Origin of the sequence: Hymenobacter busanensis, assembly GCF_008727865.1 — a bacterium.
GTDB lineage: Bacteria > Bacteroidota > Bacteroidia > Cytophagales > Hymenobacteraceae > Solirubrum > Solirubrum busanense.
Genome location: NZ_VTWU01000002.1, coordinates 536,446 through 557,489, shown reverse-complemented (window position 1 = coordinate 557,489; position 21,044 = coordinate 536,446). Strand labels below are relative to the sequence as shown.

Below are 21,044 nucleotides of genomic sequence, written 5' to 3'. Positions count from 1 at the left end.
CCTTTGCAACCACCGGGGCCCTGTTGCGGTTATACACCAAACCCGCTTTGTGGCGGCCTCCTTCCTCGACCTAAGTAGCACAGTCTCATCATGAATACTACCGCCCCCGCCGGCTCGGTTTCCATCTACGCCGAAGCCTCGCCCAACCCCGAGTCGATGAAATTCGTGCTCAACGCCCAGCTTGTGAGCGACGGCGTGAGCGTAGACTACCCCGACGCCGAATCGGCCAGCAACTCGCCATTGGCTCAGGAGCTGTTCAAGTTCGATTACGTGGGCCGCGTGTTCATCGCCGCCAACTTCGTAACCGTCACCAAAACCACACCCGACCATACTTGGACGCAACTCATTCCCGAGTTGCGCACTTTCCTGAAGTCGTACGTGGAGTCGGGCGGCCCCATTTTCCTCGTCGACCCCGCCGCCGAGCAGCGCGCCGCCCAGCAGGCTGCCGGTGCCGACCACTCGGCTGAAGACCAGGAAACGGCCCAGAAAATCATCGACCTGCTCGACAACTACGTGCGCCCCGCCGTGGAGCAGGACGGTGGCAACATCACCTTCAAGAGCTACCGCGAAGGCGTGGTAACGGTGAACCTGCAGGGCTCCTGCTCGGGCTGCCCCTCGGCTACCGTCACGCTCAAGTCGGGCATCGAAAACCTGCTCAAGCGCATGGTGCCCCAGGTAACGGAAGTGGTGGCCGAAGGCGTAACCGCCGGCTTTTAATGTTTGGGCTTCTGTGCCCAGCCGCATTCGTAAACAAAAAAGCCCGGCCAATGTGCCGGGCTTTTTTGTGGGTGGTGTAGGTGGATGCGAGGGTAAAAACGCAGGCTACTCTTTCCGGTGGCCGATGCCGAAGGAGCGGGCAACGTTGAAGCCGAAGAAAATGTCGCCGTCCCAGAAGTTGCCGGTGGTGCGTGGAATAAACAGCGGATCGACCATGCCGTTGGCGTTGGTGAAGTGCAGCTGAAACACGTGCCCGCCGGTTTCGATGTCGAAGCCAAACGCCACTGGGTTGCGAAACTGCTCACTGGTGTGCTCCGACAGCACGTAGTAATACTCGGCCGTAAGGGCTACGCGGCGGCTGATTTTCTGCCGCACGGCGCCACCCAGCGCGTACACGTCGTTGTTGTCGGTGGGTTTGTCTACCAGGTTGCGGTGCACCAAGGTGGGCATGAGCTGCGCCGAAAGCGAGGGACTGAATTTGCGCGCCACCAATGCCTGGTAGGAGTAGGCCATGCGCTTGCCCACGCTGCGGTCGGCGCCGACGGGAAACTTGAGCGTGGTGAGCGTGCTGCTGGCCAGCAGCGTAACCGTAACCGGCGACGCGGCGGGTCCGGTGTGCTGCCGCAGGGCTTTGTATTTCACAAAGCCGTCGAAGGTCTTGTCAAGCGAACTGCGCCCGATGCCCACGGCCACGCGGTCGTTGATGCCGTATTCGAGGCCCAGTCGAATGGTAGCTTGGTCGAGGCCGAAGAAGTTGTAGGCGCCGCTGTTGAGCGTGCCGAAGCGGTGCCCGATGAGAAACAGCATGGAACCCTGCGCCGGCGTTTCCACCGAGTGTCCGTTGACGATTCGCGTGCCCTTGAAAGTACCGGTGGCAAAGTCGGTTTTTACCTCGGTTTTGGTTTCCTGCTCCAGCTGGTTGAGCAGGTCGTCCTGGGCTGCGGCCGTGTGGCCCAGCACCAGTGCCGCGCCCAGCAGCAGGCTTCGGATGGAAGAAACGTAGAAAGAAGTCATAGGGGAGGGGAGTAAAGGCAATGCAAGCCGGTCAAGGACGGGTTGTCTGCGACGAAATCTGCGGCGTGGGGCCTTGCGGGGCGCACACGGCATATACCGTCACGGCCACCGACTTGGCAATGTGCTCCTTCACCAGCGACGGAATGTCGATTTTGTAGTCGGCCGGGGCCACGTTGAACTGGGCTTTGGCCACGAGCTGCTTGTCCTGCATTTCCAGCGACGCGGGCAGCTTGATGCGCCGCTTCACGCCGTGAAGGGTCAACTCGCCTTCCACCTGCACCGCGGTAGTGCCCACGGCGGGCAGGCCGCCTTCGGGCAGGCCGGAAATGCGGCCGCTGAACGTTGCCCGCGGGTACTTCTCCGACTCCACGAAGTTTTCGTTGAAGTGCGCCTGCATGAGCTTGTCGGGAAAGTCAAATTCCTTGAGGTTGGCCACAAATGCCAGCTGCTGGCTTAGCAAATCGACGGTAGCGGCTACCTGCGTGTTCTTGGCCTTGATGTCTTCCAGTGGCGCATCAGAGAAGAAGTCGATGGTAGCCATGCGGGTAGAATACCGCTGGGCAGCGGCCGGGCGCCCCAGGGCCACGGCCACTAGCAACGCGAGAAACAACGATTTCATAGGCGCGAAAAAACTAGTTGTTAAGGGCCCCTGCGTCAATCCAGGTGCGCAGGTGGGCTATGTCGCAGTCGGAAAGCTTGGTGCCGTTTTGGGGCATGGCGGGGTAGCCGGGCCGGTGTTCCACCACAGCCAGCAAGGTGGGGAAGCCTGCATACAGCTTCACCGTGTTGTAGTCCGTCAGGTTAATGCCGGCTTCGGGCGTGTTGCCGCTGTGGCACGAAACGCCATTCTGGCTGTAGCAATGCTGGGTGAGCAGGGGCTTGATGGTGCCGCTGTAGGTCACGGCCGCCGTGTCGCATTCGGTGGGTTCCTGCTGGCCAAACAGCTCCTCGGCGTTGTCGTAGGAACAGCTGTTGAGGAAGGCAAGCGTAACAAAGGCCCCGACCAGCGCCCCGGTCGGCAGTAGCTTTCGGATGAAGGTGGTGCGCATGGGAGCGAAACCGAAACGGTGGAAGAAAAGAGGAGCCCAGGCCAGCCCGCAATACCGGGTAGCCGAAAGAAAAAACCTAAGTAAACCGTACTACAGGCCGTATTTAAGGCCGAGGAAGACGCCGCCGCTCAGGAGTTTGATGTTGCCGTAGCCGACGCCGCCCAACGGAATCTTCACGAAGGGTTCGGCTTGCACGCTCCAGCGGCTGCCCACCTGCCGCTCGTAGCCGCCCGACAGGTTTAGCACGCTCAGCGGATGCTGCCGGCCGTTGTACACTTTGCGGTTCCAGGTGTAGGTAGTGGGCGTGCCGTAGCGGTTCTTCACCACGTAGTCGTAGTAATAGTGCTCTTCTTTCATGAAGAACGACGACAGGCCCGCCGATACAAACCCTTGGCTTTGCGCCCGCGCCAGCCAGTCGTAGCGCAGGTTCAGCGGCACATCCCAGATGGTACAGGTGCCCTGCACCCACTCGTAGGAGGGCGCATAGGAGCCGCCGCCGGTGGGGGCATCGGGAATGGTGTAATCTTCGCGGCGGGCCTTGTAGCTCTTGTCCGAGCGCACAAACCCGGTGCTGATGCGCAGGCGGTTGGTGAAGCGGTATTCCAGCAGCGCCCCGAAGTTGGTGCCCGGTGCCTTGATGTTGGCGAAGCGCACGGTGCTAAAATCGGGCGAGTAGACCAACGAAACCGCCAGCCGATGCGCCGGCTGCAAGCGCGGCTTCTCCGGGCGCTCCGCTACCTCTACCGTCGGCTGCGCTTGGGCCGTCAGCACGGGCAAGTCGGCCGTGTTCAGGCCCTGCAAAGCCGGGTTGATTGGGTTGAGCAGGTCGTAAGAGGTGGACGTCGATTCGTTATCGGGGGAAGCAACGCTGGCAGCGCGGGTTGCCTTGCCACCGACGGAGTTACTGCTCTCGGTGCGTATTGCCGCGCCGGTAGCGTACTCAACCGGCGTGGTTTGGCCTGCCGGTGGCAATGCGCTGCCGCGGGCTTCCGTCTGTGTTTGGGAGAAAGCGGCGGCGCCTGAGCCAGTCGTGGATCGGCTGGCAGTGCTGGCAGCAGCCGTTTGGGGAGTGGAAGACCGACTGGCTAGCGTACGGGAAGATTCAACGGAGGTACCAGCAGAACGGCCCGCCCGCGCCGCGGCATCATGCGTAGCAGTTGCTGCATAAGTCGAAATACGGGGCCGTCGGCCTTGGCTTTTTGGTGCCGCAGCTTGGGAGTACTCACCCGAGCGCCCGGAATTGCGGGAACTGCCCGGCGCTACTAATCCGGCGGTGCCCGAAGCGGCCAGCGTTGCCGAAGCAGCCTCGCCGGAAGTCATAGCCGCATCGTTGGCCGTTGCGGCCGGGCGGGTGGCCGGCGAAGCCTCGCCTTGGAGGCTGGCGTCGGTAGCCAACGATGCTGCGGGTTTCGCGGTGCCAGCGGGTTTCATTCGGCTAGCGGCCGCAAGCTGCGTCTCGCCAGAGCGGTGAGCTTGTTTAGCTGGCGCTTCTACCGGTTGAGTAGCTGCCGGCTGGGTGCGCCGCGCCGCCGTGGCGGGGCCCGTATACTGCCGGTAGCCCAGCCACAGCAGCAGCAACAAGGCTACGGCTGCCACCTCGGCCAGGAAAAAGCGCGCCACTTTGCGGTTCACGCGGCGCTGCATTTCGGCTTCGTCCAGGCGCTGTTCCATGCGCAGCCACGCCCCCAGGTTTACCTCCTCGGGGTAGTCATCGGCGCCCTGTCGAAACAGCGCATCCAGTTCCTCATCCGATAAGTTAGGCGTAGACATGGTGGGTGGTTTTGAGCAACATGGCCTTCAAATGGGCCCGGGCTTTCGAAAGATTGGATTTGGAAGCGCCCACGGAAATGCCCAACTGTTGCGCTATTTCTTCGTGGGTAAAGCCGTCAATCACATACAGGTTGAACACGGTCCGGTAGCCCGGTGTGAGGCGCTGAATCAGCTGAATCAATTCGTCGTAGGCCAGTGAATCGAGCGGGGTGGCGCCTTCTTCGGGGTGGTAATTGGCTACGTCGGCCAGGTCCTGCTGGTGCTGGTGCTTTTCGGTGGCGCGGTAGTGGTCGATGGCGGTGTGAATCATGATGCGCTTGAGCCAGCCGCGAAACGAGCCGCTGAGCTCGTGCTTGGTCACGTCGAAACGAGCCACGTCGCGAAAGATTTTCATAAAACCGTCGTTGACGGCTTCCATGGCTTCGTCGCGGGTGCGGGTGTAGCGCAAACACACGCTCATGGCGTAACTGTAGTAGCGCGTGTACAGCTGCCGCTGACTTGCCCGCTCGGCACGTCGGCACCCGGCCAGAATGGCCAGCAGCACTTCGGCGGGGTCGTGGTCGGGTTTGGCAGACACGGTGGCGGGGGAGTTACAACAAAGCACTCGGGAAGGCGTGCGCAAAAGGTTGCCTTCGCTCCCTAAAAAGTTACGCATTCGATAGAACAATACCGCCACGCCAGTACCCCGCAAACGAAAGCAGCCCGACCGGGACCGGTCGGGCTGCTTTGGGTGTTTTCCACCACGGCTGTGGAATCCGAGACGCTGTTCCGCCAGGCGGAAAGTCGTCTTCGGCCGTGGTCCTTATTGCAGAGCCGTCGAGAGCTTGGGCGCAGCGGCGTCGGCGGGGGCGCCGGGTTCCGTGCCCTTGCCTTTGGCCTTGCCGGCCGAAGTGTCGAGGATGAGCGGGGCGGCAATGAACAGCGAGGAGTACGTCCCGATGATCATGCCCACAATCATGGCGAAGGAGAACGAGCGGAGCGTTTCGCCGCCGAAGAAGAAGAGTACCGTTACAACCATCAGGATGGTGGTGGCGGTAATCATCGTGCGGGAGAAGGTGCTGTTTAGGGCCGGGTTTACCACCTGCGCGAAGGTCAGGTTGGGGTTTTCCTTCAGGTACTCGCGGATACGGTCGTAGATAACCACGGTGTCGTTCATCGAGTAACCAATTACGGTCAGCACGGCGGCCACAAATACCTGGTCGATTTCCAGGTTCATGCCCAGGGCGCGGGCAATCGGGTAACAGGCAATTACGAACAAGGCATCGTGGAACAGCGCGACTACGGCGGCCATGGAGTACTGCCACTTCTCGAAGCGGAAGAGTACGTACACGAAGATGGCCAGCAGCGTCAGGCCCAAGCTCAGCACCGAGGTCTTCTTGATGTCGTCGGCAATAGTAGCGCCCACTTTCGAGGTGCTTTGCACGACCGGCGCAGACGAGGCGTACTGCTGCAGACCCTGGTCGAGGGCGGCGCGCACTTTCTGGTCGGCGGTGGTGCTTTCGTCATCGGCCAAGTAGCCGGTGGTGATGCGCAGGCGGTCGGCCGAGCCGTAGGTTTTCACCTCGGTGCCGGCGTTCTGGAACACCCCGTGCAGGTGCTCACGCACGTCGGAGGCTACCATCGGCTTGTTGAAGTCGACCACGTAGGCGCGGCCCCCGCGGAAGTCCACGCCCAGGTTCGGGCCGCCTTGGATGAACATCAGCACGAAACCAATCACGATGACCGCCGACGAAAGGGCGTAGGCGATGTAGCGCTTGCCCACGATGTCGAAGTTCACGTTCTGGAACAGGTTGCGCGAAAGGAAGGTCGAGAAGGTGATGCGGGTCGTTTCCTTGCCCTTGATCAGCCACTCGATGATGAGGCGCGACACGAAGAAGGCCGAAAGGAACGAGGTAAACACACCGATACCCAGCGTCACGGCGAAGTTCTGCACCGGACCCGTGCCAAAGAAGCCCAGGATCAGGGCAATGATCAGCGTGGTAACGTTGGTGTCGAAGATGGCCGTGAAGGCACGCGAGTAGCCCTTATTGATGGCGTCCTTGTGCGAGAGGCCGTGGTTGAGTTCTTCGCGAATACGCTCGAAGATCAGTACGTTGGCGTCAACCGAGGTAGCAATTACCAGGATCATACCGGCAATGCCGGGCAGCGTGAGGGCGGTGCTGAACTGGGCCAGTACACCCAGAATCAGGAACATGTTGAAGAGCAGTACGGCATCGGCTACCAAACCAGCACGGCCGTAGTAGAAGGCCATGAACAGCATGATAACGCCCAGACCGGCCAGCGAGGAGTACAGGCCCTGGTTGATGGCTTCCTGCCCGAGCGACGGACCTACTACCGCTTCTTCCACGATGCGCGTGGGGGCGGGCAGCTTACCGGCTTTCAGCACGTTGGCCAAGTCTTGCGCTTCTTCAATGGTGAAGTTGCCCGAAATGCTGGAGTTGCCGCCGGCAATTTCCGACTGCACCACCGGCGCCGAGTACACGTAATCGTCGAGCACAATAGCTACCTGCTTGCCAATGCTGGCGGCGGTCAGCTTCTGCCACTTGCGGGCCCCGGTCGGGTTCATCTGCATCGATACCTCGGGGCGGCCGCCCTGGTCGTAGTCCTGGCGGGCATCCGACACCACTTCGCCGCCCAGCGGAGCTACCGACTCGCGGCCTTTCCGAATGGCGTTCAGCTGCAGGTATTCCTGGCCTTCGATGGTCGTCGGCTTCACGTCCCACAGGAAGGTGAGGTTGCCGGGCAATACGGCCTTCACTTCCGGCGAGCGGAGCAGGGCATTCACGCGGGCGGTGTCGCGCACGTTGGCGCCCAGCGTGCCGGGCATGGTGAAGTACTTGGCGAGGCCCGAACCCGCTTGCGCGGCGGTTTTGGCCGAATCGGCCTTGGCGTTTTTCTTGGCCAGCTGGCTAGCCAGCGAAGTCGAGTCGCCGGCCGCCGCGGCCGTAGCCGTCGTGTCGGTCGTCGAGGTGGTAGCGGCCGTTGCACCGCCTTTGGCGGCTTCGTCTTTGGCCTTTACAATGGCGTCGAGTTGGGCCAGGTAGGGATAGAACTCGTCCTGCTTGTATACTTCCCAGAACTCCAGTTTGGCCTGGCCCTGCAGCAGCTTGCGCACGCGGTCGGGGTTGTCGACGCCGGGCAATTCAATTTGAATGCGGCCGGTGCCTTTCACGCGCTGGATGTTCGGCTGGTTCACGCCAAACTTATCGACGCGGGTGCGCAGAATGCGGAAGGCGCGGTCGATGGATTCTTCTACTTCCTTGTCTACTTCGCTCAGCACTTTCGCGTCGGTCGAGTTGTAGTCGATGCCGCGGCTCTTGTTGGTGGTGTTGGCGAAGATGCGGGCCAGTTTGTCGCCAGGGGCCACGTCGCGGAAGGCCTGGGCAAACAGGGCCGTGAACGAGGCGCTCGGGTTCTGCTTCTGTAGCTCCTGGGCGCGGGTCAGGGCCTGGTTAAACTTGGGGTCTTTGGAGTTGCCGGCCATGGCCCGCACAATCTCCACCGGCGACACTTCCAGCGTCACGTGCATGCCGCCTTTCAAGTCGAGGCCGAGGCCCAGCTCCGAGGCGCGCACGTCGCGGTAGGTGTAGTCGGCGCCCAGCACGCTGGTTACCGGCACGCGCCACACCGAGTCGAGGTAGTGCTGACGCTTTTGTTGGTCCACCTGCCCGTTGCGGGTGGCGTAGGTCACCGCGTCGGCCTGCACGCGGCGCGAGACGAAGGTGAAATAGAGGAAGTACACGCACAACGCCGACACGATAAGTGTCAGCGCAATGACTAAGCCTTTGTTACGCATTGAATGGAATTAAGAAAGGTGCTGGATTGGGGCCCCGAGGCAAAGCGGCCGCCCGGCACTACCGGCGGGGCGCATGAGCATCGAAAGGCAATTGGGGCAAGCCGAAAGCTTGCGGCGGTCAGCGGTTGAACTCACCTGTAAGCGGGAGAAAGGCAACCGGCTGCGTCGGCTCGCTAGGGCGCGTGCGGCGACAGCGCTGCTTCGAGCAGGCGTGTGTGGAACCAGTCGGGGACGGCGCAGGGCCGGGGCCGCGGTGCGGTGGCCAGCGGCCAGGAAACCGCCGCCAGCGGGGCCGCCGGTACGGGCGGAAACCAGCCGTCGAGAGCCGGCAGCAGCCACGGCGCCAGCGGCGACGTAGCTTCCAGGGTTACTTTCTGCTTGACCACCGTGCCCTTCGGCACGCTGCTCACGCGCGCGTTGCCCGCCTTGGCCGGCAGCCGGAACGTGGCTACGGCCTGGTTGTTCAGCCCCACCACCAACAGCAACGTGGCGGCCAGCAGGCTAAAACGCAGACGGGGTAATATGGCGGTGAAAAACAACACGATACGCAGCAGGGCTACAAATATAGCCAAATGGCCCGCTTCGAGAAAGAAGCAGGCCATTTGGTTACTATACTAACGGTGCTGTGCGCTCATGTTAACAGTCATAGACTGTATAAAGATGAGTAGTTGTACTGTACCCAACTCTTACGCAATGGTTTGGTGCAATAGCTGTAGCATGTTTTAGACAGTTCAAAAATGTGTTGCCTGCATAGGCGTAGCTGCAGTAAGTTCTTTCTTGAGGTTCCAAGTTTCCCTCCCGCACTTGAAAAATATAGCCCCCCTCCACCTGGGTAACCTGAGCGTAGTGGTTCTCATCGAGGGCTGCGCACACTGCTTCCGCAACATTCTCAAATTCTTCTTCCGTCACTATGCCCTCCTGCTGCTGAATCGACGTAACCGTTTGCTCCACCGAAGAAACCTCTTGGTTCTTATCACACCCCACAATAATTCCCATTCCAATCAACAATGTCATTGAGAAAGGAATTAGTAAGCGTACTTTTTTCATAATGGTTGTATTGGTTGTAATTGGTTGTCTACTCAGATTTATAAAGCGGTTTTCGACCACCCCGCTTGAAATAGCATCATAATGGGTGGGCAACCCGTAACGCCCGCTTAGCCGCCAGCTACCTAAGCGGAGCTTGCTGCGAAAATATACGAACAGTTATAAATAGTGATACTCTGTTAGAAGGAAATTGTGCGGGGCGATTTAGCTCCTGACTTTGCTTTTCAAAAACGACACCAGCACATCCAGCCCCTTGTCGAAGTGGCGGTTGTTGGGAATAATCAGGTCGGCGTCGTGCTTGAAGGGCTTGATGTACTTCTCGTAGGTCGGCGCCACGTGGTTGGTGTAGCGGTACAATACGTCTTCCAGGTCGTAGCCCCGCTCGTCCCGGTCGCGCACAATGCGGCGCAGCACTTTCACGTGCTCCCGGGCGTCGATGTATACTTTTAGGTCGAGCAGCTTGGCCACTTCCTCGAAGTAGAACACGAAAATGCCCTCCACCACCACAATCGGAGCGGGCTTGAATACCAGCTCTTTGGGCGTGGCGCCGGGGTTGTTAAAGGTGTATTCGGGCCGGCGCACTTCCTTGCCCTGGCTGATCTGCAGCACGTCGGCCGCGTAGGCTGCCGAGTCGATGGACGAGGGCAGGTCGAAGTTGGTCACGCCCTGGTCGTCCACCAGCTGACTTTCGCGCGGGTGGTAGTAGTTGTCCTGCGAAATCAGGCAGATTTCGTCTTCTGAAAACGCGGAAAGCAGGCGGCGCAGGAAAGTGGTCTTACCCGAGGCGCTGCCCCCGGTAATGCCGACGATGAAAGGTTGTTGCATGAGGGGAAATGGGGCGTTGTGGCTGGCCCAACCTTGCAAAAGTAGGCACTTAGCCTCGAACCACCGGCCAAAAAATGCACCGATGCGTGACCAGCCATTTCTCGAGCCGCTTGGCGCTACGCTGCCGCCCGTGCGAGCTTAGGCGTTGCCGTCGGTCAAACCGTTCAGAAAAGCTACGAGTTTCTTCACGGCCCGGGCCCGGTGGCTTAACTCGTTCTTGTCGGCCAGCGGCATTTCGGCGAAGCTGCGGCCGTCGCCCTCGGTGGGCACAAACACGGGGTCGTAGCCAAAGCCGCCGCTGCCGCGTGGTGCCTCGGTAATAAGCCCCGGTACCGAGCCGGCAAACAGGTGTTCCTCGGTTTCGCTCAGCACCAAAGCCACCACCGTGCGGAACTGCGCCGCGCGGTCGGTCTGGTTCTGTAGCTCCAGCAGAAGTTTCTGTATGTTGTCGGCGGCATCGCGCTGGGGGCCGGCGTAGCGGGCCGAGTACACGCCCGGCGCCCCGTTCAGGGCGGCTACTTCCAGGCCGGTGTCGTCGGCAAAGCAGGGCGTGGCGTAATGGTCCCATACGTAGCGGGCTTTCTGGCGGGCGTTGCCTTCCAGCGTATCCTGGGTTTCGGGTAGTTCCTCTTGGCAGCCGATATCGGCCAAACTGAGCAACTCGATGCCCGCCGGCAGCAGCGGCCTAATTTCGTCGAGCTTGTGGGCGTTATTGGAGGCGAAGCAAAGGCGCATGGGGGTGAATGGCTAAATGGTTGGATGGTTAAATGGCTGGTCGGGTAACGACGCCGGGCGAATCGGGCAGGCACAAAAAAACCGGAATGATTCCGGTTGTGTGGTGAGTTCGTAGGCCGGCCGGGGCCAACATTCAGCCATTTATCGAAACATCGACTTGATGCTGCCCCAGGACCGCTGCACGGCGCTGGGCGTTTGCGTGAGGCTGGTGGTGTACGACTGGTCGGCGGCGCCGCTGCTGTGCACGGTGAGGCGGTAGGTGTAGGGGCCACCGCCGGCGGTGCCGGTAGTGCCGCGGTACAGGTTGGCGTCGGTGTACTGGTAGCGGCGCTGGCCGGTGGGCGAGATTACCGTCACGCGGTCAAAGTTGGCGTCGTTGCCGCCGCGCCGGTACAGGTCGAACGACGTGACGCCCGCCTCGCTCAGTACTTCCCATTCGATGCGCACGGACGTGCCGTCGGGCGTGGCCTGAAAGAGGGTGAGGGTAACGGCCCAAACGGCCGGAACAATCAATAGCAGCGCAGTAAATAGCAGGAGTAGCGGTTTGCGAATCATGCGGCGGCGCTGCTAAGGGTGGGGAAGGGGCGGGGAAAACGAGCCGGGCCGGGACCAAAAATAACCAATTCCGGGAATTATCAGCATCAAGTAAAGACGCGGAGGCGGAAAAAAATGCGCGGGCTTTTGATTTCAGCCTCAGCTATGTACCTTTGCCCTCCCTTCCGCAAAATCGGCAGGGTCACAAGGAATCAACCGCTTTTCGCGTCATGAAAAAAGACATCCACCCCGAGTACCGCGAGGTAGTGTTCCAGGACACCTCGAGCGACTTCAAATTCATCACCCGTTCGACGATGACCTCGAACGAGACCATCACGATGGAAGACGGCAAGACTTACCCCGTCATCAAGGTGGAAGTGAGCAGCCAGTCGCACCCGTTCTACACGGGCAAGAACATGTTCATCGACACGGCCGGCCGCGTGGAGAAATTCCGCAGCCGCTACGCGAAAAAAGCTTAGTCTATTGCGGGTGGCCGGTTGCCGGTTGCAATCGACCTTCACGTACCTACAAACTCCCGCCGGCTCGTCTGGCGGGAGTTTTTGTTTTTGAACTGGCGCCGGACTGCGACCTTTGCGCTCCGACCCCGGCCCAGTTGCCGACCAACGCGCTCCTGCTACTCCGATGAACATCCTGCTTTTCGACGACCCGGCCATCCGGCCGCACCTGCTGCCGTTCACCTTCACCCGGCCCGTAGCGGCCCTGCGGTGTGGCATTCTCACGCTGGCCGAAAAATGGGAGCACCGCCTCGGCGAGCCGGTGCACTACCTCACCGAACCCTATTTGCAGGCCAAATACCCGGCCGCACCCGCCGTGGGCCCGGCCCTCGTCATCAACGGGGCCGTGTGCGCCGACGACGTGCTGGCCCAGCAGGTGAAGCAGCTGCAGCCCGGCGAAGCCTTGTTTTGCGACGACGTGTTGGTGGCCGCGCACCTAGCCGATGCCTCGCAGATAGCCGAGCTGATCCAGGATGGCCTGCCCGTGACCAAACAAGTAGCCGAGCCAGTAACGGTCATCAGCCGGCCCTGGCACCTGTTTCTGCGCAACGGCGCCGAAATCCGCAACGACTTCAAGCTGCTGACGGCCGGCCGCACCTCGCAGCCGGTAAACGACGCGCACACCATCGTATACGCCCCCGAAAACATCTTCATCGAAGAAGGCGTGAAGATTCGGGCGGCCATCCTGAATGCGGAAGACGGCCCGATTTACCTCGGCAAAAACTCGCAGGTGCACGAGGGGGCCATCATCAAAGGGCCGCTGGCGCTGGGCGAAGGCAGCCACATCAATGCCGGCGCCAAAATGCGCGGCGACAACACCGTGGGCCCGCACTGTAAAGTGGGCGGCGAAGTGGGCAACTCCATCCTGATGGGCTACTCCAACAAAGGCCACGACGGCTACCTCGGCAACTCGGTCATCGGCGAGTGGTGCAACCTGGGGGCCGATACCAACACCTCGAACCTCAAGAACAACTACGCCCCGGTGAAGGTGTGGAGCCATGCCGCCGGCCGTTTCGTGAATACCGGGCAGCAGTTCTGCGGGCTGATGATGGGCGACCATAGCAAGTGCGGCATCAACACCATGTTCAACACCGGCACGGTGGTGGGCGTGGCGGCCAACATCTTCGGGGCGGGCTTCCCGCGCAACTTCATTCCGTCCTTCAGCTGGGGCGGTGCCTCGGGCTTCGAAACCTTCCGATTGCCCAAAGCAGCCGAGGTGGCCGACCGCGTGATGGCGCGCCGCCACCTGCCCTACGACGACGTGGAGCAGGCCATTATGGCCAAGGTATACGAACTGACGGTGAAGGACCGCGTGTGGGAGCGGACCTCCGCCCCGGCTGCCGATGCCAGCTTCGAACTGTAACTCTTTCTTTCGATAAACACACAGAACATGGCCGAGGAGCAGCAAATGCGCGGGGCTGATTACGGCATGGCTGCCTTTCTGGTGGCCGCGCTGGTGGGGGGCTGCCTGCTCGATTTTGGAATTTCGTGGCGCGCCGGGCTGGTGTCGCTGCTCATCACCGGCCTGGGTATCTGGCTGCTGATACGGGTGCTGCGCCGGCCGCTGCCCATCGTGCAGAAAGCGTTGTTTGCTATGGGTATTGCGGCCGTTACCATGGCCCTGCGCATTGGCATGTTCATGGTGCTGCGCACGTTTTTTTAAGCCGATTTCAACTCCGGAGCGCCGATGCGTTTTGCTGATATTCCCGGCCTCAACGAGGTAAAGCAGGTACTGGTACAGAGCGTGCAGCGCCAGCACGTGGCCCACGCGCAGCTGTTTCGCGGAGCCGAGGGCTCGGGCGCGCTGGCCCTGGCGCTGGCCTACGGCGCTTTCCTGAACTGCGAAAACCGCCAGCCGCAGGATTCCTGCGGGCAGTGCGCCAGCTGCCGCAAAATCGACCGGCTGGTGCACCCCGACCTGAACTTTATCCTGCCTGTCACCACCACCAAGGCGGTGAGCAAAGACGCGCTCAGCCACAAGTTTGCGGCCGAGTGGCGCACGTTTGTGTTGGCCGAGAGCGGCGCCTACCAGGGCCTGAATGACTGGATGCAGCACATCGGGGCCGAAAACAAGCAGGGCAACATCTCGAAGGACGAGGCGGTGCAGCTGCTCAAGCTGGTGTCGCTGAAAGCGTTTGAGGCGCAGTTCAAGCTGGTGGTCGTCTGGCTGCCCGAGCTGATGCACCCCGCCGCCGCCAACGCCGTGCTCAAGCTGCTGGAAGAGCCGCCTCCCGCCACCGTGTTCTTGCTGGTGTGTCAGCAGCCCGACAAACTGCTGCCCACCATCCTCAGCCGCGTGCAGCTGGTGCCCGTGCGGCAGTTTCGGGAAGAGGAAATCACCCAGCACTTGGTTGGGCAGTTTGGCGTGCTCGAAGTGAAGGCCCGGCAACTGGCCCAACTCACCGAAGGCAACCTGGGCGCCGCGCTGGCCGCCCGCGACCAGGACGGCGGCAACGACTATTTCCAGACGTACGCCGACTGGATGCGCGCCTGCTATGGCCTGAGCCTGGAAAAAATTGTGGCTGCCGCCGACAACTTCCAGAAAATGGGGCGCGAAAACCAGAAAGAGTTTCTGCAGTACGCCCTCGGCCTCACGCGCAAGGTGCTGCTCTACGGCCTCGACCCGCAGCTGGTGCCGCACTTACCGGCGCAAGAGCAGACGTTCATCAGCCGGTTCTGCCAGTTTGTGCACCGCCTGAACGCCGACGACCTCGTGCGCGAGTTGAACGACGCCCATTTCCACATCGAACGCAACGCCAACCCGCGCATCACCTTCGTGGATACGTCGCTGCAGTTGGCCGAGTACCTGCGCCTGCCCGCCGCGGTGTAGCCTGCGTCTACGCCGCCTTGCGGGTACTGTTGCGCCGGTTATGGAGCAGCTTTCGATACCAGTGCGCCAGCGTGGGCTGTTTCACGTGCAGACTGTAGAGCGTGAATACCGCCAGATGGGTCAATTCGGTGCGACTCACGCCATATTCACGGTATTTGCGGGCCGAGGTCAGAACCTCGTAGGGCATTACCACAAACCGGTGAAGGTGCTTGATGCGCCCCACAATGTCCACGTCTTCCATCAGCAGCAGCTCCTCGTTGAAGCCGCCTAGCTGCCGAAACGCGGCGGCGTTCATGAACAGGCTTTGGTCGCCGAACTGGAAGTTGTGCGCATTGAAGCGCGACGCCCACCCACTCAGGCGCAGAATCCAGTGGCGGTAGTCAAAACGCAGCCGGAAACAACCAGCTTGGTAACCCTGGGCATGGTACTGGTTGATAATAACGCCAAACCGAGGCGGTGGCAGCGTATCGGCGTGCAGAAAGTACAGTAGTTCGCCCGCGGCCTGCTGGGCCCCCAGGTTTAATTGGGCGGCGCGGCTGGGGCGTTCGGTGCGCACCACCTGGGCGCCGTACTGCCGGGCAACCGCGCAGGTGTCGTCACGGCTGCCCCCGTCGCACACGATGATTTCGTGCGGCACCACGCCCAGATTACCGGCCACGTGGCGGAGCACCTCGGCCAGCGCCTGGCCTTCGTTGAGGGTAGGAATGATAACCGATAGCATCACCGGTTGGGGTTAAAGGAGAGAGTAATAGGTCGGCGGGCTAAGCGGGGTTGTGCTGAAGCCAAAATCCAGGGGCGCTGCGCTACCGCACCCACACATCGGAGAGCAGCACCACCGCTACGAAGCTAACCCAGGTGAGCCGGTAGAGACGGGCGCGGGTGGCGGTGCGAAACACGGGCAAGGTCCAGGGTGTGGTCAGGTGCTGCGAAGCCGCAAAAGCCAACCCCGCCAAGCCGTAAAAGGCTACGTCGAGCGGGTCGAAAGTGCCGTCGGTAATGTGCAAAAGCTGCAGCAACTCTATTCCCAGCGCCATGGAAAGCGGTAGCAGGTACAGGAGTTTACGGCCCGGCAAAGAGCTGAACCACAGAAAAGCATACAGCCACAGCGCCCCCGGCAGGTTGTACACCAGCCAGCGCGCGTGCGTCAGCCGCCACAGGGCCGGACGGATGCCCACCAGTTGCAGCACTTGGTTGACGATGGTTTTCTGGGAGCGGAAGCACACGTAAATTACCAGACTGACGAGCATGGGCAGCAGGCAATGAAGGGCCAGTCGCCGAGCATCACGCACTTGCATAAGGGAGTTTTTGAATGTGAACAATGCCCCAATAGCCGCTCAGGACGGTGCGCGCCTGGGCCAGCGCGTCGGGGCCCACAAGGCTGGAGAGTGGGAAATAGCTCTTGAAGCCGAGCACGTTGCCCAACGGCTTCAAGAGCCGATCTAGTATGCGCAACACACCGCGCTCGGGCGTAAAGTGGTTCAGGATATAGATGTTGCCGCCTGCCGGCAGGGCCACATAGTACGCCCGAAACACCGCCGCGGGGTCGGCTACCACCGACAGCGTATTGCAAAATACGATGTGACGGTAACGGTGCGCCTGGGGGCTGTAGTCTTCGGCGGAGGCGTGCACCAGCTCCAGTTGCAAGTCGGGCAGGGCATTGGCCTTGCGCCGGGCCGCGCTCAGCATGGGCGCCGAGCAGTCGATGGCTGTGACGTGCGGCTGGCGGTAGAACGGCAGCGACAGACCCGTGCCCACGCCGATTTCGAGCACTTGGCCGGCGGGCTGGGCGTTTACCTCGCCGATGAGCCGCGCAATGAGCGGGCGGTAAAACCACTGCAGGGCGCGGTCATAAACCAGCGAGAAAAAGAAATAGCGAATATTGTTCGAGGCAGTCGACATAGCACGGCCCCGGCACGTTACCCGCCTAAGGCGGAAGCCAATGTACCGAAAAGCCCGGACGGATGTACCACCGCCGGGCTAGCGGCCGTTGGCTTTCGGCGGGCACTTCACCCGGCTTGCTTCTGCGCCGTCATTCACCTCATCGTCTATTGGTATGCAAATTCCCGCCCCGTACCACACGCTTCAGGAACTACCCGCTGCGCCTGCCCGCGGGCGGCTGCGCAACTGGGCGCGCAATGTGAAAGGCGCCGTGAGCATCGTGCGCGGCGACGTGGTGCACAATACCCTTGGGGCCTACCACGTGCTGCGGCTCTGGCACGTGCAGAAGGTGCACGCCGGCCTCATCGACAAAACCCACCCGTGGTGCACCGGCCGCCTCCCCGGCACTGATGAACTAGCTTGGCTGCGCAACGTGGTGTTTCGGACCCAGCCGGCCCCCGGCATAGCCACCGAATCCGACGAGCACATCATGCAGAAAGTGGGCGGGTTTCTGGCCGAGATGGTGAAGAAATCGGCGCAGCTGCCCGAAATACCGCACGGGCCCGAGCGGCGCATGCCCCACGTCGTCAACTACCTGCACGGCGTGGTGCACTGCAACGGGCTGTGGCTGCTCTTCAACGATTTTGCCGAAGCCAAGCACTATTTCGCCGACGCGGCCTTTCGGCGCGAGTTTGTGCGGCTGGTGCGCCAGGAGCGCCGCGAAGTAACGCTGGTGTTCCGGCAGCGCAAATACGACCCCATCGAGTACGCTTACTTCTCGGGCTTCATGATGGCGCAGTTTCCGTGGTTTGCCAACGTAAACGGCCCGGGCAAAAAGGTCATGTGGGGCAACCCCGCCCCCTATCCGGCCATGAACATCATCACCGGCAACTGGATGGCCGACGTGGACCGGCTGCGCCGCGGCCAGGGCGGCCGGGTGCGCCCGGCCGTGGAGGCCCGGCAGTATTTTCTGGGCCGGTACGGCGCCCCCACCGGCGAATACACCCTGCCCGAGCGGCTGGTGGCCTTCATCGAAAACGAGTGGGTGCGGCGGCGCGGCTTCAACGCGGGCTTGTTCTTCATCGACCGCAAAAAGATTGACCCGCGCATCTACGACAAGTACACCGAAGACAAGGCTACGCTGGCGGCCAAGCAAACCGTGGTGCCCAATCCGCTGCACAAGCCGCGGACAGAGCACCTTTAAGCGGAATTACCAGTTTCGTTGCCCCGGCCGCGCTACCTTTGCAGGCCGTTTCTGTTGATTGCTTTTCTATGTCGCATTTACCCATCCGCATCGGTACCCGCGGCAGCAAACTGGCGCTGTGGCAGGCCCACCACGTCGCCGACACGCTGCTCGCCGCCGGCCTGCGTACCGAAATCGTCATCATCACCACCAAGGGCGACGTGGTGCTCGACCGCTCCCTCGATAAAATTGGGGCTAAGGGCGTGTTTACGGAAGAGTTGGAAGAAAGCTTGCGCACGGGCCAAATCGACATTGCCGTGCACAGCGCCAAAGACGTGCAAAGCACCCTGCCCGACGACCTGGAGCTGCTGGCCTTCATGAAGCGTGAACAGGTGAATGACGTTATCGTGAGCTTCGATCCTTCGTTTTCGCTCGACCAGCCCGACATTGTGCTGGGCACCAGCAGCACCCGCCGCCGTGCCATGCTCAAGCGCCACTACCCGCAGGCCATTACGGCCGAAGCGCGCGGCAACCTCCAAACGCGCTTGCGCAAGCTCGAAGAAGGCCAGTACGACGCCCTGGTGCTAGCCTTTGCCGGCGTGCACCGCATGGAGTACGACGAGCTGATTGTGAATGTGATGCCCGAAACCCAGTTTGTGCCCGCCGCCGGGCAGGGTTCGGTGGCCATCGAATGCGCTAAAAACCTGGATTTGCCCCGCAAAATGGCCCTGCGCAACCTGCTCGACGACCCCGATACGCACGTGTGCCTGCGGGCCGAGCGGGCCTTTCTGCGCACCATGGAAGGCGGCTGCAGCATTCCGTCGTTTGCCCTGGCCACCTTCACCGACGAAGGCACCCTGCAACTGCACGGCGGCCTCATCAGCCTCGACGGGCAGCAGTACGTGGAGGAAATCCGCAGCACCACCGATATCGAAGCGGCCGAAGAGCTGGGCCACGCCACGGCCGAAGCCGTGCTAAGCCGCGGCGGCGTGCAGATTCTGGCCGACATCCGGGAGCATCGGCACTCGGAGTCGGGCACGTTTTAGGCGCGAACCGAATCTGTTCCCGGCTTGGGCCCACGTCCCGTCAGCGCATACAAGGCCAGCGCCAGCACCGCGCCGCTGGTGTCGGCCAGCATGTCTTTCTGCGCGTCCCAAATGTCGCCCTGGCTGCCGAGGAAGGCGGCGCCGGCCGTGGGGTCGCTCAGGTCGGCATAGAGCCACTCGATGATTTCGTAGCTCATGGCCACCGTGCCGATGACGCACAGCGCAAACAGATAAGCCACCCACCGCACCCGAATGGTAGCCGTGCGGTCGATTTGCTCCAGAATGGCGAAGGCGAAAAAGCCCACGCTCACGTGCGCCACACGGTCGTACATGTTGCGCTTGAAGCCGAAGAGGTGGTTGAACCAGTCGAACGGCACCCGCTCGAAGGTGTAGTACCCGCCGATGGTGTGCAGAAAAATCAGCACGCTCATGAGGGCGTAGGCTAGGTTGCTGAAGCGCACGCCGCGCACGTGCAGCACCACCAGCGCCGCCACAATGAGCACAATGGGCGCGTTTTCGGCTACCCAAGTACCGCGGCTATACGGGTTGATGGACAGCGCGGCAAACAGCATCAGGTAGGCGGCCAGCAGAAGTTTCGGAAACCAGCGGGTAGGGGAGGTGTCGGGCATGGGGCAGGAAGAAGTTGCGCCGTGTACGCAGCCGGCCACCAAACGGCGGTGCGCATCGGCCAGCAGAATGGTTTATTCGTAGTTCCTTCTTTGCCGCTGCCATGCTCGACCGCCCCCAGCCGCCCACCGAAATATGCACCCCGCGCCTGCTGCTGCGCCCGTGGCAGCCCGCCGACGCGCCCGCCCTCTGGGCCATGCTCACGAGCGAAGCGCCGCGCCTGCTGCGCAACTTCCCGCGTACCCTCGGCGCCGTAACCGACGAGGCGTCAGCCGCCGCTTTCATTGCCTTGCGCGAAGCCGACTGGGCCATCGGCGCCGGGTTTCAGTACGGAATCTGGCCGGTAGCGGCGCCGGGCCGTTGTGCCGGCCTCATCAGCCTGCGCGACGTGCTGCGCAGTCCCTTCGATGTGCCCAAAGCCGAGGTTGCCTACTTCGTGGGGGCCGCGTTTGAGGGGCAGGGCCTGCTGCGCGAAGGGTTGGTGGCGGTGCTGGGCGAAGCGGCGTTTGAGGCACTGCGCCTCGAAAAGGTATTCGCCCGCATTTTGCCCGACAACGAACGGAGCCGGCAACTGGCCTTGCGGCTGGGCTTCGTGCACGGAGGCCGGCTGCGGCGCGAGTTCCGGCAGGGCGACGACGGCCGCTACGTCGACATCGACTACTTCGACCTGCTGCGTACCGACTGGGTGGCGCGCTCCACCGAAACCGCGTAGTTTCGCCTTCTGAAACGTTTCACCCCCTAGTCTTTGCCTATGTTCGCTACCCTGCGTTTTACAGCTGTTGCGGCCCTGCTCCTGTTTTCGGCCCCGGCGGTGCAGGCCCAGCAAGCCGCCCGCACCGAATCGAAAGTTAAAACCAAGGCCCCCAAGCCCAGCAAGAAAGACGAAGTAGTAACGCTGAGCGTGATGCAAGGTGCCACGGCCTTGGGCGACATTCGCCTCGTGCTCTTCGACCAGACGCCTCTGCACAAGGCCAACTTCCTCGACAAGGCCAAAAACGGCTTCTACAGCGGCACCACTTTCCACCGCGTCATTCCCGACTTCATGGTTCAGGGGGGCGACGCCAACTCGAAGGACGCCGACCCGAACAACGACGGCATGGGCCAGCCCAACGACCCCACGATTCCGGCCGAAATCCGCCCCGAGTACAAGCACAAGCGCGGGGCCGTGGCCGCCGCCCGCCAGGGCGACTTCGTGAATCCCACCCGCGCCAGTTCGTCGTCGCAGTTCTACATCGTGCAGAACCCCAAAGGCACGCCCCACCTCGACGGCCAGTACACCGTGTTCGGGCAGGTGATTCAGGGGCAGGACGTGGTCGATAAAATTGCCAAAACCGCCCGCAACGACATGGACCGCCCCACCGAGGCCGTGAAAATGACGGTGAAAGTGGAGAAGTTGAAGAAGAAGAAAATCACCGAACTGTACGGATACCAGTACCAATAACCCGCTAACCACACGGGCAAATGGCTGGCTGTTCAACGCT

The 21,044-nt window shown here is 61.7% G+C and carries 24 protein-coding genes; 9 read left to right on the top strand and 15 right to left on the bottom strand.

Annotation, left to right across the window (positions count from 1 at the left end; all coding sequences use genetic code 11):
• The first annotated feature begins 90 nt into the window (after positions 1-90).
• Positions 91-717 carry a NifU family protein gene (locus F0P96_RS06805; protein WP_151078087.1) on the top strand — a complete coding sequence of 209 codons (627 nt, stop codon included), beginning with the start codon at positions 91-93 and terminating at the stop codon, positions 715-717.
• A gap of 105 nt (positions 718-822) precedes the next feature.
• On the opposite strand, the gene F0P96_RS06800 is transcribed toward F0P96_RS06805, so the two are convergent.
• The 11 genes from F0P96_RS06800 to F0P96_RS06750 all read right to left on the bottom strand — a co-directional run bounded on the left by F0P96_RS06800 (position 823) and on the right by F0P96_RS06750 (position 11,505).
• Positions 823-1,731 carry a DUF5777 family beta-barrel protein gene (locus tag F0P96_RS06800; RefSeq protein ID WP_235917407.1) on the bottom strand — a complete coding sequence of 303 codons (909 nt, stop codon included), beginning with the start codon at positions 1,729-1,731 and terminating at the stop codon, positions 823-825.
• Between the two features lie 31 nt (positions 1,732-1,762).
• A complete protein-coding gene (locus F0P96_RS06795; protein WP_151078086.1) occupies positions 1,763-2,350 on the bottom strand; it encodes a YceI family protein in 588 nt (195 codons plus the stop codon).
• A gap of 13 nt (positions 2,351-2,363) precedes the next feature.
• Positions 2,364-2,780 (bottom strand): c-type cytochrome, encoded by a 417-nt coding sequence (locus F0P96_RS06790; protein WP_151078085.1) that lies wholly within the window; start codon positions 2,778-2,780, stop codon positions 2,364-2,366.
• Between the two features lie 90 nt (positions 2,781-2,870).
• The gene (locus F0P96_RS06785; protein ID WP_151078084.1) at positions 2,871-4,550 is read right to left on the bottom strand and encodes a hypothetical protein; all 1,680 of its coding nucleotides are present in this window, start codon (positions 4,548-4,550) and stop codon (positions 2,871-2,873) included.
• A complete protein-coding gene (locus F0P96_RS06780; protein WP_235917406.1) occupies positions 4,537-5,127 on the bottom strand; it encodes an RNA polymerase sigma factor in 591 nt (196 codons plus the stop codon). Before F0P96_RS06780 ends, F0P96_RS06785 begins: the two co-directional genes overlap by 14 nt.
• A gap of 225 nt (positions 5,128-5,352) precedes the next feature.
• Positions 5,353-8,346, bottom strand: a complete 2,994-nt coding sequence (secDF, locus tag F0P96_RS06775) for a protein translocase subunit SecDF (RefSeq protein WP_151078082.1) — start codon at positions 8,344-8,346, stop codon at positions 5,353-5,355.
• 173 nt (positions 8,347-8,519) lie between these two features.
• The gene (locus tag F0P96_RS06770; RefSeq protein WP_151078081.1) at positions 8,520-8,948 is read right to left on the bottom strand and encodes a hypothetical protein; all 429 of its coding nucleotides are present in this window, start codon (positions 8,946-8,948) and stop codon (positions 8,520-8,522) included.
• Positions 8,949-8,982: 34 nt separating this feature from the next.
• Positions 8,983-9,393 carry a hypothetical protein gene (locus F0P96_RS06765; RefSeq protein WP_151078080.1) on the bottom strand — a complete coding sequence of 137 codons (411 nt, stop codon included), beginning with the start codon at positions 9,391-9,393 and terminating at the stop codon, positions 8,983-8,985.
• A gap of 201 nt (positions 9,394-9,594) precedes the next feature.
• Positions 9,595-10,215, bottom strand: coding sequence for a uridine kinase (udk, locus tag F0P96_RS06760; RefSeq protein WP_151078079.1), 621 nt, complete (start codon positions 10,213-10,215; stop codon positions 9,595-9,597).
• Between the two features lie 138 nt (positions 10,216-10,353).
• Positions 10,354-10,950, bottom strand: coding sequence for an RdgB/HAM1 family non-canonical purine NTP pyrophosphatase (rdgB, locus tag F0P96_RS06755; protein ID WP_151078078.1), 597 nt, complete (start codon positions 10,948-10,950; stop codon positions 10,354-10,356).
• Between the two features lie 141 nt (positions 10,951-11,091).
• On the bottom strand, positions 11,092-11,505 hold the full coding sequence (locus F0P96_RS06750; RefSeq protein ID WP_151078077.1) for a hypothetical protein: 414 nt from the start codon (positions 11,503-11,505) through the stop codon (positions 11,092-11,094).
• 209 nt (positions 11,506-11,714) lie between these two features.
• Here F0P96_RS06750 and F0P96_RS06745 point away from each other — a divergent pair, with 209 nt between their 5' ends.
• The 4 genes from F0P96_RS06745 to F0P96_RS06730 all read left to right on the top strand — a co-directional run bounded on the left by F0P96_RS06745 (position 11,715) and on the right by F0P96_RS06730 (position 14,829).
• Positions 11,715-11,963, top strand: coding sequence for a type B 50S ribosomal protein L31 (locus tag F0P96_RS06745; RefSeq protein ID WP_151078076.1), 249 nt, complete (start codon positions 11,715-11,717; stop codon positions 11,961-11,963).
• A gap of 163 nt (positions 11,964-12,126) precedes the next feature.
• Complete coding sequence (locus F0P96_RS06740; RefSeq protein ID WP_151078075.1) at positions 12,127-13,362, top strand: GlmU family protein; 1,236 nt, start codon at positions 12,127-12,129, stop codon at positions 13,360-13,362.
• Positions 13,363-13,389: 27 nt separating this feature from the next.
• Complete coding sequence (locus tag F0P96_RS06735; RefSeq protein WP_151078074.1) at positions 13,390-13,662, top strand: hypothetical protein; 273 nt, start codon at positions 13,390-13,392, stop codon at positions 13,660-13,662.
• A gap of 24 nt (positions 13,663-13,686) precedes the next feature.
• Positions 13,687-14,829 (top strand): DNA polymerase III subunit, encoded by a 1,143-nt coding sequence (locus tag F0P96_RS06730; RefSeq protein WP_151078073.1) that lies wholly within the window; start codon positions 13,687-13,689, stop codon positions 14,827-14,829.
• A gap of 7 nt (positions 14,830-14,836) precedes the next feature.
• Here F0P96_RS06730 and F0P96_RS06725 read toward each other — a convergent pair whose 3' ends face one another.
• From F0P96_RS06725 to F0P96_RS06715, 3 genes are all read right to left on the bottom strand, one after another.
• A complete protein-coding gene (locus F0P96_RS06725) occupies positions 14,837-15,550 on the bottom strand; it encodes a TIGR04283 family arsenosugar biosynthesis glycosyltransferase (protein ID WP_151078072.1) in 714 nt (237 codons plus the stop codon).
• An 82-nt stretch (positions 15,551-15,632) separates the two neighbouring features.
• A complete protein-coding gene (locus tag F0P96_RS06720; protein ID WP_151078071.1) occupies positions 15,633-16,076 on the bottom strand; it encodes a hypothetical protein in 444 nt (147 codons plus the stop codon).
• A 34-nt stretch (positions 16,077-16,110) separates the two neighbouring features.
• Positions 16,111-16,728, bottom strand: coding sequence for a class I SAM-dependent methyltransferase (locus F0P96_RS06715; protein ID WP_151078070.1), 618 nt, complete (start codon positions 16,726-16,728; stop codon positions 16,111-16,113).
• A 154-nt stretch (positions 16,729-16,882) separates the two neighbouring features.
• Between F0P96_RS06715 and F0P96_RS06710 the strand changes: the two genes are divergently transcribed.
• A complete protein-coding gene (locus F0P96_RS06710; RefSeq protein ID WP_151078069.1) occupies positions 16,883-17,911 on the top strand; it encodes a hypothetical protein in 1,029 nt (342 codons plus the stop codon).
• Positions 17,912-17,979: 68 nt separating this feature from the next.
• Positions 17,980-18,936 (top strand): hydroxymethylbilane synthase, encoded by a 957-nt coding sequence (hemC, locus tag F0P96_RS06705; RefSeq protein ID WP_151078068.1) that lies wholly within the window; start codon positions 17,980-17,982, stop codon positions 18,934-18,936.
• Here hemC and F0P96_RS06700 read toward each other — a convergent pair.
• A complete protein-coding gene (locus F0P96_RS06700) occupies positions 18,933-19,565 on the bottom strand; it encodes a DUF2238 domain-containing protein (protein WP_151078067.1) in 633 nt (210 codons plus the stop codon). The genes hemC and F0P96_RS06700 overlap by 4 nt on opposite strands.
• Before the next feature lie 101 nt (positions 19,566-19,666).
• On the opposite strand from F0P96_RS06700, the gene F0P96_RS06695 reads away from it, so the two are divergent.
• Both F0P96_RS06695 and F0P96_RS06690 read left to right on the top strand, forming a co-directional pair.
• Entirely contained in the window at positions 19,667-20,275 is a 609-nt protein-coding gene (locus F0P96_RS06695; protein ID WP_151078066.1) for a GNAT family N-acetyltransferase, read from the top strand.
• A 39-nt stretch (positions 20,276-20,314) separates the two neighbouring features.
• Positions 20,315-21,004, top strand: a complete 690-nt coding sequence (locus F0P96_RS06690) for a peptidylprolyl isomerase (RefSeq protein ID WP_151078065.1) — start codon at positions 20,315-20,317, stop codon at positions 21,002-21,004.
• Positions 21,005-21,044: the final 40 nt, after the last annotated feature.

Bases quoted from the DNA above. Each gene is read 5' to 3' on its own strand.
- F0P96_RS06805 (WP_151078087.1), top strand. From the start codon at position 91: ATGAATACTACCGCCCCCGCCGGCTCGGTTTCCATCTACGCCGAAGCC.
- F0P96_RS06800 (WP_235917407.1), bottom strand. From the start codon at position 1,731: ATGACTTCTTTCTACGTTTCTTCCATCCGAAGCCTGCTGCTGGGCGCG.
- F0P96_RS06795 (WP_151078086.1), bottom strand. From the start codon at position 2,350: ATGAAATCGTTGTTTCTCGCGTTGCTAGTGGCCGTGGCCCTGGGGCGC.
- F0P96_RS06790 (WP_151078085.1), bottom strand. From the start codon at position 2,780: ATGCGCACCACCTTCATCCGAAAGCTACTGCCGACCGGGGCGCTGGTC.
- F0P96_RS06785 (WP_151078084.1), bottom strand. From the start codon at position 4,550: ATGTCTACGCCTAACTTATCGGATGAGGAACTGGATGCGCTGTTTCGA.
- secDF (WP_151078082.1), bottom strand. From the start codon at position 8,346: ATGCGTAACAAAGGCTTAGTCATTGCGCTGACACTTATCGTGTCGGCG.
- F0P96_RS06770 (WP_151078081.1), bottom strand. From the start codon at position 8,948: ATGGCCTGCTTCTTTCTCGAAGCGGGCCATTTGGCTATATTTGTAGCC.
- F0P96_RS06765 (WP_151078080.1), bottom strand. From the start codon at position 9,393: ATGAAAAAAGTACGCTTACTAATTCCTTTCTCAATGACATTGTTGATT.
- udk (WP_151078079.1), bottom strand. From the start codon at position 10,215: ATGCAACAACCTTTCATCGTCGGCATTACCGGGGGCAGCGCCTCGGGT.
- rdgB (WP_151078078.1), bottom strand. From the start codon at position 10,950: ATGCGCCTTTGCTTCGCCTCCAATAACGCCCACAAGCTCGACGAAATT.
- F0P96_RS06750 (WP_151078077.1), bottom strand. From the start codon at position 11,505: ATGATTCGCAAACCGCTACTCCTGCTATTTACTGCGCTGCTATTGATT.
- F0P96_RS06745 (WP_151078076.1), top strand. From the start codon at position 11,715: ATGAAAAAAGACATCCACCCCGAGTACCGCGAGGTAGTGTTCCAGGAC.
- F0P96_RS06740 (WP_151078075.1), top strand. From the start codon at position 12,127: ATGAACATCCTGCTTTTCGACGACCCGGCCATCCGGCCGCACCTGCTG.
- F0P96_RS06735 (WP_151078074.1), top strand. From the start codon at position 13,390: ATGGCCGAGGAGCAGCAAATGCGCGGGGCTGATTACGGCATGGCTGCC.
- F0P96_RS06730 (WP_151078073.1), top strand. From the start codon at position 13,687: ATGCGTTTTGCTGATATTCCCGGCCTCAACGAGGTAAAGCAGGTACTG.
- F0P96_RS06725 (WP_151078072.1), bottom strand. From the start codon at position 15,550: ATGCTATCGGTTATCATTCCTACCCTCAACGAAGGCCAGGCGCTGGCC.
- F0P96_RS06720 (WP_151078071.1), bottom strand. From the start codon at position 16,076: ATGCTCGTCAGTCTGGTAATTTACGTGTGCTTCCGCTCCCAGAAAACC.
- F0P96_RS06715 (WP_151078070.1), bottom strand. From the start codon at position 16,728: ATGTCGACTGCCTCGAACAATATTCGCTATTTCTTTTTCTCGCTGGTT.
- F0P96_RS06710 (WP_151078069.1), top strand. From the start codon at position 16,883: ATGCAAATTCCCGCCCCGTACCACACGCTTCAGGAACTACCCGCTGCG.
- hemC (WP_151078068.1), top strand. From the start codon at position 17,980: ATGTCGCATTTACCCATCCGCATCGGTACCCGCGGCAGCAAACTGGCG.
- F0P96_RS06700 (WP_151078067.1), bottom strand. From the start codon at position 19,565: ATGCCCGACACCTCCCCTACCCGCTGGTTTCCGAAACTTCTGCTGGCC.
- F0P96_RS06695 (WP_151078066.1), top strand. From the start codon at position 19,667: ATGCTCGACCGCCCCCAGCCGCCCACCGAAATATGCACCCCGCGCCTG.
- F0P96_RS06690 (WP_151078065.1), top strand. From the start codon at position 20,315: ATGTTCGCTACCCTGCGTTTTACAGCTGTTGCGGCCCTGCTCCTGTTT.